The 15918-nt window shown below is 57.9% G+C and carries 13 protein-coding genes; 11 read left to right on the top strand and 2 right to left on the bottom strand.

All coding sequences use genetic code 11. The annotated features are described in order from the left end of the window. The first annotated feature begins 21 nt into the window (after nt 1-21). From C4S72_RS14040 to rpoS, 9 genes are all read left to right on the top strand, one after another. A complete protein-coding gene (locus C4S72_RS14040; protein WP_104003763.1) occupies nt 22-1665 on the top strand; it encodes a CTP synthase in 1644 nt (547 codons plus the stop codon). 23 nt (nt 1666-1688) lie between these two features. Further along, nucleotides 1689-2984, top strand: a complete 1296-nt coding sequence (gene eno, locus C4S72_RS14035) for a phosphopyruvate hydratase (RefSeq protein WP_104003762.1) — start codon at nt 1689-1691, stop codon at nt 2982-2984. A 143-nt stretch (nt 2985-3127) separates the two neighbouring features. Then, a complete protein-coding gene (gene ftsB / locus C4S72_RS14030; RefSeq protein WP_104003761.1) occupies nt 3128-3424 on the top strand; it encodes a cell division protein FtsB in 297 nt (98 codons plus the stop codon). Beyond that, a complete protein-coding gene (gene truD / locus C4S72_RS14025) occupies nt 3421-4524 on the top strand; it encodes a tRNA pseudouridine(13) synthase TruD (protein ID WP_235009147.1) in 1104 nt (367 codons plus the stop codon). Before ftsB ends, truD begins: the two co-directional genes overlap by 4 nt. 76 nt (nt 4525-4600) lie before the next feature. Then, nucleotides 4601-5359 (top strand): 5'/3'-nucleotidase SurE, encoded by a 759-nt coding sequence (surE, locus tag C4S72_RS14020; RefSeq protein ID WP_104003760.1) that lies wholly within the window; start codon nt 4601-4603, stop codon nt 5357-5359. Nucleotides 5360-5385: 26 nt separating this feature from the next. Continuing rightward, nucleotides 5386-6024: a protein-L-isoaspartate(D-aspartate) O-methyltransferase gene (locus C4S72_RS14015; RefSeq protein WP_104003876.1), complete on the top strand. Its 639-nt coding sequence runs from the start codon at nt 5386-5388 to the stop codon at nt 6022-6024. A gap of 17 nt (nt 6025-6041) precedes the next feature. Beyond that, complete coding sequence (locus C4S72_RS14010) at nt 6042-6962, top strand: DUF368 domain-containing protein (RefSeq protein WP_200826769.1); 921 nt, start codon at nt 6042-6044, stop codon at nt 6960-6962. 70 nt (nt 6963-7032) lie between these two features. Next, the gene (locus tag C4S72_RS14005; RefSeq protein WP_104003759.1) at nt 7033-7848 is read left to right on the top strand and encodes a peptidoglycan DD-metalloendopeptidase family protein; all 816 of its coding nucleotides are present in this window, start codon (nt 7033-7035) and stop codon (nt 7846-7848) included. Nucleotides 7849-7890: 42 nt separating this feature from the next. Continuing rightward, nucleotides 7891-8922, top strand: a complete 1032-nt coding sequence (rpoS, locus tag C4S72_RS14000; RefSeq protein ID WP_235009146.1) for an RNA polymerase sigma factor RpoS — start codon at nt 7891-7893, stop codon at nt 8920-8922. Between the two features lie 53 nt (nt 8923-8975). Here rpoS and fdxA read toward each other — a convergent pair whose 3' ends face one another. Both fdxA and mutS read right to left on the bottom strand, forming a co-directional pair. Continuing rightward, on the bottom strand, nt 8976-9299 hold the full coding sequence (gene fdxA / locus C4S72_RS13995) for a ferredoxin FdxA (RefSeq protein ID WP_104003757.1): 324 nt from the start codon (nt 9297-9299) through the stop codon (nt 8976-8978). Nucleotides 9300-9362: 63 nt separating this feature from the next. Continuing rightward, the gene (mutS, locus tag C4S72_RS13990; protein WP_200826768.1) at nt 9363-11963 is read right to left on the bottom strand and encodes a DNA mismatch repair protein MutS; all 2601 of its coding nucleotides are present in this window, start codon (nt 11961-11963) and stop codon (nt 9363-9365) included. A 423-nt stretch (nt 11964-12386) separates the two neighbouring features. Between mutS and C4S72_RS13985 the strand changes: the two genes are divergently transcribed. Continuing rightward, on the top strand, nt 12387-13364 hold the full coding sequence (locus C4S72_RS13985) for a helix-turn-helix transcriptional regulator (protein WP_104003756.1): 978 nt from the start codon (nt 12387-12389) through the stop codon (nt 13362-13364). A 119-nt stretch (nt 13365-13483) separates the two neighbouring features. Continuing rightward, nucleotides 13484-15616: a TonB-dependent siderophore receptor gene (locus C4S72_RS13980; RefSeq protein ID WP_104003755.1), complete on the top strand. Its 2133-nt coding sequence runs from the start codon at nt 13484-13486 to the stop codon at nt 15614-15616. Nucleotides 15617-15918: the final 302 nt, after the last annotated feature.

Genomic DNA, 15918 nt, shown 5'->3' with positions numbered 1-15918 from the left:
TTTCGATCTGACAGGTTCCGCATGACGCGTTATATTTTCGTCACCGGCGGTGTTGTGTCCTCATTGGGCAAAGGCATCGCATCTGCTTCTCTGGCGGCTATTCTCGAGGCCCGTGGTCTCAAAGTCACAATGCTCAAGCTGGACCCGTATATCAACGTGGACCCGGGCACAATGAGCCCCTTCCAGCATGGTGAAGTGTTCGTTACCGAAGATGGCGCCGAGACTGACCTGGATCTGGGTCACTACGAGCGCTTCATCCGTACGACGATGACCAAGCGCAACAACTTCACTGCAGGCCGCGTTTACCAGCATGTGCTGCGCAAGGAGCGTCGTGGTGACTACCTGGGCGGAACCGTGCAGGTGATCCCTCATATCACCGACGAGATCAAGCGTCGCGTGATCGAAGGTGCAGGCGATGCTGACGTGGCGCTGGTTGAGATCGGCGGTACCGTAGGTGATATCGAGTCTCTACCTTTCATGGAAGCTGTGCGTCAGCTGAAAGTGGAACTGGGCTCCAACCGCGCCCTGTTCATGCATCTGACTCTGGTGCCATATATCGCTACTGCGGGCGAGACCAAGACCAAACCGTCACAGCACTCGGTCAAGGAACTGCGCTCCATCGGTATCCAGCCGGATATCCTGATCTGCCGTTCCGAACAGCCGATTCCGGAATCGTCCCGTCGCAAGCTGTCCATGTTTACCAACGTGGAAGAGCGCGCCGTGGTTTCTCTGCCGGACGCCGAGTCAATCTACAAAATTCCGCGCATGCTCAGTGAGCAGGGGCTGGACGATATTGTTATCGACCGCTTCCGCCTGGCCGGCTGCCCGGCGGCAGACCTGCGTGAGTGGGACCGTGTTGCCGATGCCTTCCTTAACCCGGAAGGTGAAGTACGTATCGCCATGGTCGGTAAGTACATGGAGCTGCTCGACGCCTACAAATCCCTGATCGAAGCGATCACCCACGCCGGTATCACCCTGCGTAAGAAGGTACGCATCGAGTACATCGACTCCGAGCGTGTCGAGCGCGAAGGCGCCGAGATCCTCAAGGATGTCAGTGCGATTCTGGTTCCGGGCGGCTTCGGTGAGCGCGGTGTCGAGGGCAAGATCAGCGCCGTGCGTTATGCCCGCGAAAACAAGATTCCGTACCTGGGCATCTGCTTAGGGATGCAGGTAGCGGTGATCGAGTTCGCGCGTCACGTGGCACAGCTGAACAACGCCAACTCCACCGAGTTCGATATCGAAAGCGAGCATCCGGTTATCGGTCTGATCACCGAGTGGACCGACGCCAGCGGTGAAGTAGAGCAGCGTAGCGAAGAGTCCGACCTGGGCGGCACCATGCGTCTTGGCGCACAGATCTGCCACCTCAAGCCGGGTTCCAAGGTTGCCGAAGCCTACGGTCGTATCGACATCAAGGAACGTCACCGTCACCGTTACGAATTCAACAACAATTACACTCAGCGTCTGGAAGAAGCAGGACTGCTTATCTCCGGTCGTTCTGAGGATGGAGAACTGGTGGAAGTGGTCGAAGTACCTGACCATCCCTGGTTCGTAGCCTGTCAGTTCCACCCGGAATTCACCTCCACGCCGCGCGACGGTCATGGGTTGTTTACCGGCTTCATTAAAGCCGCGCTGGAGCGTCAGGCTCAGCAGGCCGTAACTGAATAAGCTGAAAAACGGAGAAAAATAGAATGGCTCAGATCGCTGATATTAAAGCGCGCGAAGTACTCGATTCCCGCGGCAACCCCACCGTCGAAGCCGACGTTATCCTGGCTTCCGGTGTAGTCGGTAGTGCCTGCGCTCCCTCGGGTGCTTCCACCGGTTCCCGCGAGGCGCTGGAACTGCGCGACGGCGACAAGTCCCGTTACCTGGGCAAGGGCGTTCAGAAAGCTGTGGCTGCTGTAAACGGCTCCATCCGCGAAGCACTGGTTGGTATGGACGCCGCTGATCAGCGCGCCCTCGACAACAAAATGCTCGAGCTGGACGGCACCGACAACAAGGCTAACCTGGGTGCCAACGCTATTCTGGCGGTTTCCCTGGCCGCAGCCAAAGCAGCAGCTACCGAAAAAGGCATCCCGCTGTACGCGCACATCGCTGAGCTGAACGGCACCGCCGGCCAGTTCTCCATGCCGCTGCCGATGATGAACATCCTCAACGGTGGTGAGCACGCCGACAACAACGTCGACATCCAGGAGTTCATGGTGCAGCCGGTTGGCTTTACCAACTTCGCGGACGCTCTGCGTTGCGGCGCCGAGATATTCCACGCGCTGAAGAAGGTCCTGCAGGGCAAAGGCCTGAACACTGCTGTCGGTGACGAAGGTGGTTTCGCGCCTAACCTGGGTTCCAACGAAGAAGCGCTGGTTGTCATCAAGGAAGCGATCGCCGCAGCTGGTTACGAGCTGGGCAAAGATGTGACCCTGGCCCTGGACTGTGCCTCTTCCGAGTTCTACAAGGATGGCAAGTACGACCTGTCCGGTGAAGGTAAGGTATTTGATGCTGAAGGTTTCGCTGAGTACCTGGCCGAATTGACCCGCAACTACCCGATCGTCTCTATCGAAGACGGTATGGACGAGTCTGACTGGGATGGCTGGGCTGCGCTGACCCAGAAGATCGGTGACAAGGTACAGCTGGTTGGTGACGACCTGTTTGTAACCAACACCAAGATCCTGAAGGAAGGTATCGACAAGAGCATCGCCAACTCCATCCTGATCAAGTTTAACCAGATCGGCTCCCTGAGCGAGACTCTGGACGCGATCAAGATGGCCAAGGACGCCGGTTACACCGCGGTGATCTCTCACCGTTCCGGTGAAACCGAAGATACCACCATCGCTGACCTGGCGGTGGGTACCGCTGCAGGCCAGATCAAGACCGGCTCACTGTGCCGCTCTGATCGCGTTGCCAAGTACAACCGTCTGCTGCGCATCGCTGAAGAGCTGGGCGCCGGTGCGGTTTACAACGGTCTGAAAGAGATCAAAGGCCAGGGCTGATAGCCTGGTTTGAAAGAAAGGGGGCTGAAAAGGCCCCTTTTTTTTGCACACTGGTTAGGATAGAAACCATTAGAGTTTGATGACCGAACGCCTGAGTCTGATAGGCTGTTCCGTCTGCAAGGAATAAGGGTAGAGAGGCCTTAGTGTACCGCTGGCTTTTGTTAATTTTGCTGCTGATGTTCGCGGGCTTACAGTACCGGCTCTGGTTTGGTGAGGCCAACCTGCGCCAGGTTTGGCAGCTCGAGGATCAGATTGAGGAGCAGCGGGTAGAAAATGCGCGCCTGGTCGAGCGAAATACAAGGCTCGAAGCCGAGGTGCAGGATCTGAAAAAAGGGCTGGCTGCGCTTGAAGAACGAGCGCGCAGTGAGCTGGGCATGATCAAGGAAGGGGAAACCTTCTTCCAGCTGATCGAGCCCGAGCAGGAGAAGAGCAAGCGTTGAGCGACTACCAAGACCCGACCGAAGGTCAACATATCACTGATGCCCAGGAGCTACCTCGCTGGCGGGATACTCCCGTCTGGCTGCATGGCGAGCCGAGCGTCAGCGCTACCCTCAGGGCCGCGCCGGAGGATTTCCGCGTGGTTGAAAACCTGGGTTTCGAGCCGGATGGGGAAGGGGAACATCAGTTCCTTTATATCCGTAAAACTGGTGAAAACACCGACTGGGTGGCGCGGCAGCTGGCGAACTTTTGCCAGGTCAGTCCCCGTGATGTCAGTTACGCCGGTAAAAAAGACCGTCACGCGGTGACCGAGCAGTGGTTCTGTGTGCATATGCCTGGGCACAGGGCCAACCTGAACTGGAAGCTGTTCGGTGGCGATACCATCGAAGTACTGCGGGCGGAAAAGCATGGCCGCAAGCTGCGCCTCGGCGCGCTGCAGGGCAACCGTTTCGAGCTGCGTCTGCGTGACGTCTCCGACGGAGCTGAGCTGGAACGCCGCTTTGCCCTGCTGGCGCAGGGTGTGCCCAACTATTTCGGCGAGCAGCGCTTCGGCCACGATTTCGGTAATATCGAGAAGGGACTGGCCCTGATTGCCGGCCGCTTCAAGGAAAGGCAGCGGCACAAGAAGGGGCTTTATATCTCGGCGGTACGTTCCTGGTTATTTAACCGGTTGATATCCGAGCGTATTAAAAGAGGCCTCTGGGATACATTGCTGGAAGGCGATGTGCTGATGATCAATGGTTCGCAGAGTTGTTTCCGCTATGATAGCGCGGACCTGACGCTTCCTGAGCGCCTGGCAAAAGGCGAGCTCAACCTGACAGGGCCCATGTGGGGCCGGGGTGAGTTGATGACCGAAGCGGCCGCCCGTGAGTTCGAGCAGGAAGTTTATGGCACCGAATCTCTGGCTTGCGAACAGCTCGAACAGCTGGGTCTGAAGCAGGAACGGCGTTCGTTGCGACTGGTGCCGGAGTCGCTTGCGATTGAGCGTGAGAGTGACGGACAATGGCGACTGAGTTTTGATCTGCCCGCGGGCTCCTTCGCAACCAGCGTGTTGCGTGAACTGTGCAACTGGCAAACACCGCAGAGTGGCGCCGTTGAGTGAGTCTGAAACCTAATTTTTTAAAAGCTGTTTGATTGGATACAGGGCACAGAGAAGGCCCGCGGAGTATTCCCACCCGATGCATATTTTGATTTCTAACGATGATGGCGTTTACGCGCCGGGCCTGGCTGCTCTGGCTAAAGCTCTGCAGAAAGACGCCGAGTCGGTCTGCGTGGTCGCGCCGGACCGTAACCGTAGCGGTGCCAGCAACTCGCTGACGCTGGACCGGCCGCTGGAAGCGCACACGCACGATTCAGGATTTATCAGTATCAACGGCACGCCCACTGACTGCGTTCACCTGGGCGTCTCCGGTCTTTTCAGTGCAGAGCGCAGGCCTGATGTGGTCGTCTCCGGTATCAATGCCGGCGCCAATCTTGGCGATGACGTGATCTACTCAGGCACGGTGGCGGCGGCGATGGAGGGGCGTAACTGCTCTCTGCCTGCCATCGCGGTATCCTTGTGCAGCTTTCACCCCAAGCATTTCGAAACCGCGGCTGAAATTGTCCGCGAGCTGGTACAGCGGCTTGAATCCCTGGTACTGGCGCCGCGTACGGTGCTCAACGTCAATGTGCCTGATCTGCCGCTGGAGGAGATCAAGGGCATTCATGTCACCCGGCTTGGACATCGCTTCGCCGGCGAGGCACCGGTGCAGACGCAGGATCCCAGGGGCCGCACCCGTTACTGGATCGCCGGCACCGGTGAGCCGGCAGACAGTGGTCCGGGGACAGACTTCTACGCAGTGGCCGAGGGGTACGTATCGATCACGCCTCTGCAGATCGATATGACGCACTATTCGGGAATGGACAACCTGGCGCTCTGGCTGGAGGAGATGAATTGAACGACGTTCTTTTTCAGGGCATAGGGATGACCTCCCGGCGAACCCGGGACCGATTGATAGCGCGATTGCGAGAGCAGGGAATAGAAAACGACAAAGTCCTGACTGTGGTGCGTGATACACCCCGGCATATTTTTATCGACGAGGCACTTTCACATCGTGCCTACGAAGACAGCTCCCTCCCCATCGGTTTCAACCAGACCATCTCCCAGCCCTATATCGTCGCCCGTATGACCGAGCTCCTGCTCGAAGATGGCCCGCGGGAAAAGGTGCTGGAAGTGGGTACTGGGTCCGGATACCAGACCGTCATCCTGGCGCAGCTGGTGGACCAGGTATATAGCGTTGAACGAATCCGCCCGCTGCAGGAAAAAGCTCGCAAGCGTATTCAGCAACTGCGTCTTCATAACGTCATGCTGCGTCATACCGATGGCGGTATGGGGTGGCCGGACCGGGGGCCGTTTGACGGCATCCTGGTCACCGCGGCACCGGAAAAGGTGCCGGAAGAGCTGCTCGAGCAGCTGGCTATCGGCGGCATCATGGTATTGCCGGTCGGCGACGGTGAGGGGCAGGTACTGATGCGTATACGCCGTACCGCAGAGGATGAGTTCGAGCGGGAAGAGCTCGAGCCTGTTCGTTTTGTGCCCCTGCTGGCGGGGACTGTGCGTTGAATGACAAAGGCGGGCGCATGCGCAGCGTAACGGATTACCTGAAACTGGCCGGCAAGGGAATGATGATGGGAGCGGCGGATGCCGTGCCTGGCGTTTCTGGCGGCACTATCGCATTTATTACCGGAATCTACGAAGAGCTGATCGACAGTATTCGCCGTTGCGATCTGCAGGCGGTGCGGATTCTGTTCAGCCAGGGGATTGCTGCCTGTTGGCGCCATATCAACGGTACCTTTTTGGTCACTCTGCTCTCCGGCATCATCATCAGCCTGGTGAGCCTGGCGCGGGTAGTGCTGTATCTGCTGGATAGTCAGCCGGTGCTGCTCTGGGCATTTTTCTTCGGCTTGATTATGGCCTCGGTCTGGAGCCTGGTTCGCCATGTGAAGGGCTGGAACCTGAGCAGTAACCTGATCTTTCTGTTGGGCGCGTTGATCGCCTATGTGATTACTTCTATGGTGCCGGGTACGGTGAGCGTGACTCCCTGGACACTGTTCGGATCCGGCATGCTGGCGATCTGCGCCATGATCCTGCCGGGCATATCCGGTAGTTTCATCCTACTGCTGCTGGGGATGTACGCGCCGATATTGGCTGCGGTGAAAGGGTTCGAAGTTGTATCCCTGGCGCTTTTCGCCGGTGGCTGCGTTATCGGCTTGATTAGCTTTTCACGCCTGCTAAGCTGGGCTTTTCACCATCATCGCCGCATGATTCTGGCGTTGCTGGGTGGCTTTATGCTGGGCTCGCTGAACAAGGTATGGCCCTGGAAATATACCCTGTCCTACACCCTGGACCGCCATGGTGAGGCCGTTCCGCTGTTGCAGCGCAACGTTTTCCCGTCGGTTTTCAATGAGCTGACAGGCCTGCCGACCCAGCTTTGGCCCGCTTTGGCATTGATGCTGGTCGGTGTGGTACTGGTGCTGGCGCTGGATAGGCACTCTAGTTAAGAGCAGCAGATAAAAGTGCCGGATAGACGTTCCGGTTAGCCGCCTTGGTCGGCTGCCCGGGACACTCACTATGGACAGTAACGATGCAAAGCGGCAGCAGCTAGGAGGTTGGGTGCGGGGCTTGATGCGCAATCTGCAGAGATTGATAGTAGTAGCTGCTGCGTGCACCCTCGTCGCCTGCTCGGGCGGCTACGCCCCTGTTACCGACCAGTCCATGGGCAGTCGCTACAATGGGCCTGTGCCTTCCACCTATACCGTCAGTCGCGGCGATACCCTCTATTCGATCGCCTGGCGCTACGGCCTCGACTTCAAATCTGTCGCTCGTCTTAACGGTATCGACAACCGCTATATTATCTATCCCGGCCAGAAGCTGCGTCTGAAGGGGCAGGCAGTGGCATCGAGTTCGCGATCCAGCGGAACCAAAAAAACTACGCCGGCTCAAACTCCATCGACTGCCAGTACTCCCAAGAGCAGCGCCAAACCTATGCCGACACCCGCAGTTGCTTCCAGCGAGATCCAGTGGCGTTGGCCAACGCAGGGCCGGCTGATAGGCGGCTACTCTGCGGGTTCCAGCCCCAATAAGGGGATAGATTTGGCCGGCAATACCGGTGACCCGGTCTATGCTGCGGCTTCGGGAACGGTAGTTTATGCGGGCAGTGGTCTGCTTGGGTATGGCAACCTGGTTATCCTCAACCATAACCGCCAGTACTTAAGTGCTTATGCACATAACAGTCGCATCTTGGTCAAGGAAAGTGATAGTGTGAAGGTCGGCGATAAGATCGCTGAGCTTGGAAATACTGGTGCCAATCGTCCGATGCTCCATTTCGAGATCAGGCGGGACGGTAAGCCTGTAAATCCGCTGCAGTATCTGCCCAAAAAAGAATAATAAGTCAGATAGCGTCAATGCTAGATGCATGGGGGAAATCAGATGGTAACAGTCGGAACCAAGGACTACGACACCTTGAGCTCGAGTCGGGATCAGGAGATGGATACCGATGATGAGCTGGAGATGAGCCAGGACGACGAGGCCGATACCGACGATTCGGATGATTCGGACGATGTACCTGAGTTCATTAACAGTGGCCGTGGTCGTGGAAGCATGGCGCACAAGGATCTGGTCAACGCCAAGACCCTGGATGCGACTCAGCTATACCTGAACGAAATCGGCTTTTCGCCTCTGTTGACCGCGGAAGAGGAGGTTTACTTCTCACGTCGGGCACTGAAGGGTGATGAAGCCTCCCGCAAGCGAATGATCGAGAGCAATCTCCGACTGGTGGTGAAGATCGCCAGGCGTTATATCAATCGCGGCCTCTCGCTGCTGGACCTGATCGAAGAGGGTAACCTCGGCTTGATCAGGGCGGTGGAAAAATTCGATCCGGAACGCGGTTTCCGTTTCTCGACCTACGCTACCTGGTGGATTCGCCAGACCATCGAACGCGCGATCATGAACCAGACCCGCACGATTCGTCTGCCTATCCATGTGGTCAAAGAGCTCAATGTTTATCTGCGTGCCTCGCGTGAACTGGCCCAAAAGCTGGATCACGAACCCTCCGCCGAAGAGATCGCCCAACTGGTTGATAAGCCGGTTGAGGATGTGGAGCGTATGCTGGGCCTGAACGAGCGTATCGGCTCCGTCGACACACCTGTAGGTGGAAGCAGCGACAAGTCACTGCTCGACACCATCGCTGATCAGGGCACCGGAGATCCGGAAACCCTGCTGCAGAACACCAATATCAGCGGTAACCTCAACAAATGGCTGGATATGCTGCCGGAGAAACACGCCGACGTACTGTCACGCCGTTTTGGATTACGTGGACATGAGATGTCCACGCTCGAGCAGGTGGGACGCGAAATAGGCCTGACCCGCGAGCGGGTGCGCCAGATCCAGGTCGAGGCGCTGCGTAAACTGAGGGAGATCGTGGAGAAAAACGGTCTGTCAGGCGAAGATCTGTTGCAGTGATCATCGCATAGAGAAAAGGGGCCTTCAGGCCCCTTTTCTGTGTCTGTGATCTGCTAGCGCTCCAGGTATTTCAGTTTTCCCTCCACCCCGTTCCACTCTTCCGCATCGTCCAATGGCGCCTTGCGCTCATTAATATTGGGCCAGGCCTCGGCAAGTTCGGCGTTCAGCTCCACATAGGGTTGCTGGGCATCGCTCAGGTCATCTTCCGAGAGTATCGCCTCGGCCGGGCATTCCGGTTCGCAGAGGCCACAGTCGATACACTCATCCGGGTGGATGACCAGAAAATTGGCTCCTTCGTAGAAACAGTCTACCGGGCAGACATCGACACAATCGGTGTATTTGCAGCGAATGCAGTTCTCGGTTACGACGTACGTCATCGTAAAGACTCCCTGTAGCGGCGGTTTGAAGGCAGTATAGTCAGCCCTGCTTCCGCTGGGCGCTTATCGCGCCAGTTTTTTCAGCTCGTAGAGCAGGTCTAGCGCAGCCCGCGGCGTCAGCTCATCCGGGTCTATCGTTTCCAGCTTCTGCTCCACCTCCGAGGGTACCGGCGCGATAAACAGATCGTTCTGGATCGGGCTTTCTTTAGGTGAGTTTGTCGGCGCTGGACGCAGATCTGCTGCTCGGGAATCCTGCTCAAGCTGAACCAGCTTTTCCCTGGCCTGACGGATCACATGGGGCGGCACACCGGCCAGTTGCGCGACCTGCAGCCCGTAGCTCTGGCTGGCGGGGCCTGCCTGTACCTCATGCATGAACACGATATGGTCATTGTGTTCAACGGCGGTCAGATGCACGTTGCTGACCCCTTCGCACTGATCGGGCAATGCCGTCAGCTCGAAATAGTGGGTGGCAAACAGCGTAAAAGCGCGCACTTCTCGGGCGAGAAACTCGGCAGCGGACCAGGCCAGTGACAGACCATCAAAGGTACTGGTGCCACGGCCCACTTCATCCATCAGCACCAGGCTGCGATCGCTGGCGTTGTGGAGAATGTTGGCGGTCTCGGTCATTTCCACCATAAAGGTGGAGCGCCCGCCGGCCAGGTCATCGGATGAGCCCATGCGAGTAAAGATCCGATCAACGATACCGATGGTGGCTTGGCTGGCCGGTACATAACTGCCGATATGGGCCAGCAGCGTGATCAATGCCGCCTGGCGCATGTAGGTGGATTTACCGCCCATGTTCGGGCCGGTAATCACCAGCATGCGGCGTTCCGGATCCAGGTCCAGATCGTTGGCTACGAACGGTGTATCCAGCACCGCTTCGACCACCGGATGGCGGCCCTCTCGGATCTCGATGCAGGGATGCTCGACCAGCGTTGGCGCGTGATAGCCCAGGGTCTCGGCTCGCTCGGCCAGGTTCTGCAGTACATCCAGTTCGGACAGGGCCGAGGCGCAGTCCTGCAACGGCGCAAGCTCGGCGGCGAGGCTTTCCAGCAGTGCCTCGTAAAGCAGTTTCTCGCGGGCCAGGGCGCGGCCCTTGGCGCTAAGGGCCTTGTCCTCGAACTCCTTGAGCTCGGGGGTGATAAAACGCTCGGCATTTTTCAGCGTCTGGCGGCGCTGGTATTCCGCGGGCATATCCACAGCCTGGGCCTTGCTGACCTCGATGAAGTAGCCGTGCACACGGTTATAACCGACTTTAAGCGTGCTGATATCGGTGCGTTTGCGCTCGCGTGCTTCCAGCTCCAGCAGGTAAGCGCCGGCGTTTTCGCTGATGCCGCGCAGCTCGTCCAGCTCTTCGTCGTAACCCTCGGCGATCACGCCTCCGTCGCGGATCAGCATTGGCGGTGTTTCGATAATGGCTTTCTCCAGCAACTGAGCAAGCGCGGGGAAAGTGCCGATCTGCGCGGCCAACTCATGGATACGCGGCGCGTCTTCGGTGGCTAACTGCTGCTGCAACGTTGGCAGGCAGGCCAGGGCCATTTTCAGTCGCTCCAGGTCGCGGGGACGGGCAGAGCGCAGCGCCACGCGGGAGAGGATACGTTCCATATCGCCCACTGAGCGCAGGGTGTCGGAGATATCCTCAAACTGAAATCCCTGGCGCAGCCAGCCGATGGCGCTCTGACGCGCCAGCAGGGTGCTGCGATCGCGCAGCGGACGGTGCAGCCAGCGTCGCAGCAGGCGTCCGCCCATGGACGTGCGGGTCTTATCCAGCACTGAGGCCAGGGTGTTTTCCGTACCGCCGCCCAGGTTCTGATCCAGCTCCAGGTTACGGCGGGTCGAGGCGTCGAGCAGTACCGCCTCCGAACGCTGTTCCACCTGGATACGGCGGATATGGGGCAGGGCGCTGCGCTGGGTATCACGCGCATATTGCAGCAGACAGCCCGCGGCACCGATCGCAAGCTCCAGGTGATCGCAGCCGAACCCGCTCAGATCCTTGGTATTGAACTGCTGACACAGCAGGCGCTGTGACGTATCGAATTCGAAGTGCCAGGGCGCCTGGGGACGCAGACCGCGGCGGTTGGCCAGCACGCTGCTCAGGCCCGAGTGTTCCGGGTAAAGGATCTCCGCCGGGCGCAGACGCTCAAGTTCTGCCAGCAGGCCCTCTTCGGAGTCCACCTCCAGCAGGCTGAAACGGCCCGAACTGATATCCACCAGCGCCATGCCGAAACTGCCATTATTAGCATCGATCGCCGCCAGCAGATTGTTGCGGGTCTCATCCAGCAGGGCCTCATCGCTGAGCGTTCCCGGAGTAACGATGCGTGCCACCTGACGCTCAACCGGTCCCTTGCTGGTGGCCGGATCGCCCACCTGTTCACAGATCACTACCGACTCGCCGGCGCGCACGATCTTGGCGATATAGCCTTCGGCGGCGTGATAGGGGATGCCCGCCATGGGGATAGGCTCGCCGCCAGATTTACCCCGCGCTGTCAGCGAGATATCGAGGAGCTTCGCCGCCCGCTTGGCGTCGTCATAGAACAGCTCGTAGAAGTCACCCATACGATAGAAAAGCAGCTGATCAGGGTGCTCGGCCTTGATCTTGAAATACTGCTGCATCATCGGGGTGTGGTTGGTGTCGGCGGCTGTTTTGACTTTGCTTGTGTCCATGATTCTTCCGGGGAGCGGTTGGGAGTAATGCAGCGCGTCAGAGTACCAAACCAGCTGTGGCAAAGACAGGTACAGGTTATTTCGAGTGCGCAATAGTCGGCACTGCTGTCTTCGCAGTAGCCGAGGGCTGGGACGCTCTGCGGCGAGTAGAAAACTCGTTGTGAGTTATCTACAAAAGCTGTGGATAACACTGTTAAGGAACAGTGGCCCTTTGTCCCAGAGGTAGTATCGGTGGGAGCCCCGCGGGTCTGGTCGAAGATTAGGCGGGCTAAAGGAGGACTGCCTGTTTTTGGCCATTCTTTATGCACTGGAAATGAGAACTGTTTACTGTAGAGTCTTGTCCTGTCTAAGACGGTGGGCTGTAACCCCGACCGGCTTTTATCTTTCTGTTCACTGAAGCTGGTTTCCGGCGTGAGGCGTTTTATGCAACCTGGTGCGCTCGAAGCCGTACGCTCTTTCCGGGAGAGTGATTTTCTCGAGTTCGGGCGGGAGTACGGTATAGATTATCGCTTTCATGATCGGTGCCTCTCAAACGGCTCTATCGTTCAGGCTGAGCTGAACCCAGTGATTGCCCAGGGGCGAATTGACGAGGTTGTACTACCCTCCGGCTTTCGCTTTACCGAGTCCGAACTGGAACTGTTCCAGACCTACAGCTCCGCTTCACATGGTCATGCGCCGTTGCTGATGGTGATCGTGCTGACGGGAGAGGTTGAGCTTTCGGTGGGGGCTCTGAGTCACAAGCTGTCTGCGGGGCAGGCGTTGAGCCTGCAGCTCAGTCCTGAGTTTGCGCTTGAGGCAACGCAAACCGGGGGGCAGAAACTGCACAGCCTGACACTCGCTGTTGATCCCGGCAGTGCCGCGGTTGGCAGTGCCCTGACAACCTCCATGAACTCGATTCTTCAGGGAATCTATAACCGGGCACTGGCCTGGTCGGTGCCTGAGTCTCTGTTGGCGCAGTTGTACAACTGCTGTGAACTGAATCGACCGGATATTCAGCGGCAACTGCTGCTGGAGGGGCTGGCGTTGCAACTGATCGCTTATGGTCTGCCGGAAGCGGCATACCAACCGCCAAGTGTGGGGCCGGCCAGCCAGCGAGACTATCAGCGGCTGGAAGCGGTGCGGCAGCAACTGGAGTTTGAGCCCACGCGGGAGTACACCCTGGATGGTCTGGCTCAGCAGGCGGCGATGAGTGCCAGCAGCCTGCGCAGCAAGTTTCGTTCGGCCTATGGTATCTCTGTGTTCGATTACCTGCGGCGCTGTCGGCTGGAACTGGGACGCCGCTACCTGGAGCAGGGGTTTAGTGTGCAGCAGGCGGCGCACCGGGCGGGTTATCGACACGCCACCAACTTTTCTACCGCATTCCGCCGTGAATTTGGCGTTAGTCCCCGAGCCGTCATTTAGCGTCGGGACGCGCGTTTTGTCATTGCGCATACGAACCCTGGCACTGCCAATACCTCGAAGAAGATAAAAAAGAGAATAATTCGTATTACAGTTACGTTCTAAGCGAAGAGGTTTCTCTGATGTTCCGACCCTCCAAGATATCCCTCGCAGTCGCGCTTGCCCTGGGTGGTATCAGCTCGCCTGTCGTGTTTGCCGCAGAAACGCAGGATGCTTCCGTCAATCTGAATATGTTGGAGGTCACGACCACCCGCGGCGCTACCAAAACGGAAACCCCCTTTGTGGAGACTCCGCAGTCGATCTCCCTGGTATCCGAGGAGCAGATTGAAGAGCAGGGCGCCCGCAATGTGCAGGAAGCCACCCGCTATACCGCCGGGGTGTTCACCGGCCAGTACGGTTCCACCGCTGGGCGTTACGACGCCATCAAGCTGCGCGGCTTTGGCAGCGACAGTATCGACAACCAGTATCTGGATGGCCTGAAGCTGCTCAACGACAAGGGTACCTACAGCATCATGCAGATCGATCCCTATTTCCTGGAGGGGATCGAGGTGGTCAAGGGTCCGTCATCGGTACTTTATGGCCGGGCGGCGCCGGGCGGTATCGTGGCGCTGACCAGCAAGAAGCCGCTGTTCGAACAGCATCGCCAGATTCAGGCGGGTATAGGTAATGATGGCACCGCGAGCCTCGGCTTCGATATGGGCGATACGATCGGCGAGTCCGGCAGTGCTGCCTACCGTGTGGTCGGGCGGGTGTACCAGTCCGATACCCAGTGGGACAAGGTGGAAGAGGAGCACTACAGTCTGGCGCCCTCGTTGACGCTGGATCTGAGCGATGTCACCACGCTGACGCTGATGGCTTATCTGCAGAAAGATCCGGAAGGCGGATTCTACGGCGGCCTGCCGGCAGAGGGGACGCTGTTTGATCATAACGGTCGCCGCATCTCCAACGAGTTTTTCGACGGCGAAGAGAAGTTCGAAGAGTTCGACCGTGAGCAGACCATGATCGGCTACCAGTTGGAGCACCGCTTCAACGAGGTCTGGTCAGCACGTCAGAACGTTCGCTACGTGAATACTCAGGTGGATTATGGCCAGGTGTATAATCTTGGGTACTGGGTTGGCGATACACTGCCGCGTACCTTCTTTGGCGCCGATGAAGAGCTGGACGCCTTCGCCATCGATAACCAGCTGCTTGCAGAGTTTGAGGCCGGGTCCACCCGTCATACGCTGTTGACCGGCCTGGATTACCAGCATCGCACCACCGATGCCTACTGGACCTCCGATTACGATGCCGCCTACAACACCGACTTCGCGCCGATCGATGCTTTCGATCCGGTGTACGGCGCAACAGGCCGCATCAACCCCTACCAGGACAATGAGCGCAGGCTGGAGCAGACCGGTGTCTATCTGCAGGATCAGATTGCGCTGGATCGCTGGCGCCTGACTCTGGGCGGCCGCTATGACTGGGTCGAGGTGCGCAACGAGTACGACAACATGCTCACCGGTGTACAGGGTGATGAAGAGCTGGAAGATGAACACTTCAGCGGTCGTGCGGCGCTGATGTACCTGTTCGATAACGGCGTAGCGCCCTATATCAGTTACTCCGAGTCGTTCAGCCCCAGCGCCAATGTGGATGAAAACGGTGATCTGATTAAGGCCACCGAGGCGAGCCAGTACGAGTTCGGTCTTAAATATCAGCCCAACGGTTCAGGTGATCGCTACAGCGTTGCGCTGTTCCAGATCGATCAGGATAACGTCGCCAATATGAACCGCACCACCTATGCCTATGAGGCGGTGGGCTCGGTGCGTTCCCGCGGTGTTGAACTGGAAGCGCTCTCACGTCTGACCGATAACCTGACCCTGCAGGCCAGCTACACCTACACCGATGTGGAAGTGCAGAAATCCACCACCGGCACCGAGGGCAAAACGCCGGTGGCGACGCCGGAACATATGGCGTCTGCCTGGGGTGCCTATGAGTTTCATGACGGCTCGCTCAACAGCCTGAAACTGGGTCTTGGGGTGCGCTACATCGGCGAAAGCTGGGTCAATGAAAGCAATACGCTGGAAGCACCGAGCTACACTCTGACCGATGCCCTGGTGAAATATGATCTCAGCAATATGGGGCTGGATGGCGTCTCCGCTCAGCTGAACGTCAACAACCTGTTCGACAAGGAATATGTTGGTGCCTGCTACAGCGAATCGATCTGCTACTTCGGCGCAGGACGCAGCGTGATGGCGACACTTAGCTACGATTTCTAATCCCCTTCAGAACCGTACCTTTACAACATCGCCTTCGGGCCAGGGAATGCCCGGTTTTTCTTCAGCCGGCCTCGCTTTACAGCGATGGCCGGCTTTTTCGTTTCAGGCTTTGGCTTTCCTGTCCCTGGCTGGCGCTTCAGCTATCCCATTCAAAAACGTCTGCAATAAAAAACCAAAAGCCTGCTTGACCTAAAGTTTACTTGAGGCAGTAAAGTCAGCGAATCCCGGGTTAGCTGAGCAGAGATTGACCGCCGTTCGGCGTTATTCACCGCGACTAACCAGACATCTTATAACCCAACAGT

This window comes from Marinobacterium lutimaris (assembly GCF_900108065.1).
GTDB lineage: Bacteria > Pseudomonadota > Gammaproteobacteria > Pseudomonadales > Balneatricaceae > Marinobacterium_D > Marinobacterium_D lutimaris.
The sequence above is the reverse complement of the archived record's forward strand: the minus strand, read 5'-3'. Positions and strand labels throughout refer to the sequence as shown.